The organism is Arthrobacter sp. 35/47 (genome assembly GCF_000520475.1).
Taxonomy (GTDB): Bacteria; Actinomycetota; Actinomycetes; order Actinomycetales; family Micrococcaceae; genus Arthrobacter_D; species Arthrobacter_D subterraneus.
Genome location: NZ_KI914606.1, coordinates 1 through 2,274, shown reverse-complemented (window position 1 = coordinate 2,274; position 2,274 = coordinate 1). Strand labels below are relative to the sequence as shown.

The 2,274-nt window shown below is 65.1% G+C and carries 3 protein-coding genes; all 3 read left to right on the top strand.

Going from position 1 to position 2,274, the window contains the following annotated elements:
• Nucleotides 1–437 (top strand): beta-galactosidase trimerization domain-containing protein (locus X803_RS19595; RefSeq protein ID WP_035778810.1); only part of this gene is annotated, 437 nt, incomplete at its 5' end.
• On the top strand, nt 438–1,370 hold the full coding sequence (locus X803_RS0111845) for a carbohydrate ABC transporter permease (protein WP_026545301.1): 933 nt from the start codon (nt 438–440) through the stop codon (nt 1,368–1,370).
• Complete coding sequence (locus X803_RS0111840) at nt 1,367–2,269, top strand: carbohydrate ABC transporter permease (protein WP_216699058.1); 903 nt, start codon at nt 1,367–1,369, stop codon at nt 2,267–2,269. The genes X803_RS0111845 and X803_RS0111840 overlap by 4 nt, the downstream gene beginning before the upstream one ends.
• Nucleotides 2,270–2,274 lie beyond the last annotated feature (5 nt).

Genomic DNA, 2,274 nt, shown 5'->3' with positions numbered 1-2,274 from the left:
GGCAGCTGGCGCTGTCCAACGGAACGCCGGCGGAGCTCTGGAGCGAAGCGCTCCGCACCACCACCGCGGAACCCGTCCTGACCATCACCGACGGCCACCTCTTCGGGACTCCGGCCGTGACCCGGAACTCCTTCGGGAACGGCACTGCCTGGTACCTGGGCACCTCCCTCGGCAAGGAAACCCTGCTCGAGGTCCTCACCGACGCTGCCCGTTCCGCGGGCATCCCGGCCTCCGGGACGCGCGGGGTGGAGACCATCGAACGGGTCTCCGGCGACCGGACCTACCTCTTCCTGATCAACCACACCACACAGGACCACAAGCACCGCGTTACCGGAACGGAACTGGTGACCGGCACGGACGTTGCCGACGTCGTCGTTGTTCCGGCAGGCAGCGTGCGCGTGGTGCGCACCATCCCAACAGGCAAGGAGGCCAACTGAATGGCTACCGTGGACCAGGCCCAGACTCCGCCGCGGGCGGCAGGAAAGTCCCCGCGCACCCCCCACACGGGGCGCAGCACGCGCAGGGCGGTAGCGGTGTTCGTTGCACCGTTCGCCGTGCTGTTTCTTCTGTTCTACGCGGCGCCGATCATCTACGCGGTGATCCAGTCGCTGCTGATGGTCGAGCGTGAGGGCACGTTCGGTGCACCGCAGCAGGTCTTCGGAGGGTTCACCCAGTACGCGCTGGTGTTCCAGGACGAGGCATTCTGGGCCTCTGTGGGCCGGGTTCTCCTGTTCGGCGTGGTGCAGGTTCCGGTGATGCTCGGCATGGCGCTGCTGTTCGCACTGCTGCTGGACTCGCCGCTGCTGAAGGGCAAGCGGTTCTTCCGGCTCGCGTTCTTCGCCCCCTACGCCGTGCCGGGCGTGATCGCCGCCATCATGTGGGGATTCCTGTACTCGCCGTCGCTGTCCCCGTTCGGTGCCGTGACCTCGGAGATCAACTTCCTCGACGGGTCCCTGGTTCTCTGGGCGATTGCGAACATCGTGACCTGGGTCTACGTGGGCTACAACATGCTGATCATCTACGCGTCCCTGCTGGCCATCCCCACGGAGATCTACGAGGCGGCCCGGCTTGACGGCGCTTCGAACGCGCAGATTGCGTGGCGGATCAAGATCCCGCTGGTCACGCCGGCGATCATCCTGACGGCGGTGTTCTCCATCATCGGCACCCTGCAGCTGCTCGCTGAACCGCAGACGCTGCGCAGCTTCAGCTCCGCCATCAGCAGCACCTACACCCCCAACCTCGCCGTCTACACCACGGCGTCGATTCCCAACTACAACCTGGCCGCTGCGTTCTCCGTTGTGCTGGCGCTCGCCACGTTCATCCTCTCCTTCGTGTTTCTGAAGGCCACCCAGCGGAAGGTATCCCAATGACCACGGCAGCCGCTCCCCTGACCGCCGCCGAGAAGGCGCACTCGCGGGGCCCACGTCAGAACATGATGTCCCGTGCAGCCGCGATGCTCGTCATGGGCGTCTTCACCCTCTATTTCCTGACCCCGATCTGGTGGCTGCTGGTCACCTCGACGAAGACCGGCAGCGAGATCACCGGGACGGCACCGCTGTGGTTCACCCCGAATTCCATCTCCACCTTCTTCACCAACCTCACCGGACTGTTCCAGTACCAGGACGGTTTGTTCGTCAAGTGGCTCGTAAACAGTGCGCTCTATGCCGGTGCGGGAGCACTGCTCGGCACCATCATTGCGGCCATGTGCGGCTACGCGCTGGCCAAGTACGAGTTCAATGGCCGCGAGGCGATCTTCAACGTGGTCCTCAGCGGTGTGCTGGTCCCGGCCACAGCGCTGGCCCTGCCGCTGTTCCTGATCTTCAGCGAAGTGAACCTCACCAACACCTACTGGGCGGTGTTCCTCCCCAGCCTGGTCAGCCCGTTCGGGGTGTACCTGGCGCGGATCTACGCCGCAGCCAGCGTGCCCGGTGAGCTCCTCGAAGCGGCCCGGCTGGACGGCTCCGGTGAGGTACGGACCTTCTTCACCGTGTCCACCCGCCTGATGGCACCGGCGCTGGTGACGATCTTCCTGTTCCAGTTCGTGGCCATCTGGAACAACTTCTTCCTCCCGCTGATCATGCTCCGCGACCAGGCGCTCTTCCCGGTCACCCTCGGTCTCTACGCCTGGAACAGCCAGATCAGCCAGATCCCCGAACTGCGCACCTACGTCATCATCGGGGCGCTGGTCTCGATCGTCCCGCTCATCATCGCGTTCCTGGGCCTGCAGCGCTTCTGGAGCAGCGGCCTCGGCGCGGGAAGCGTCAAATAAACCCG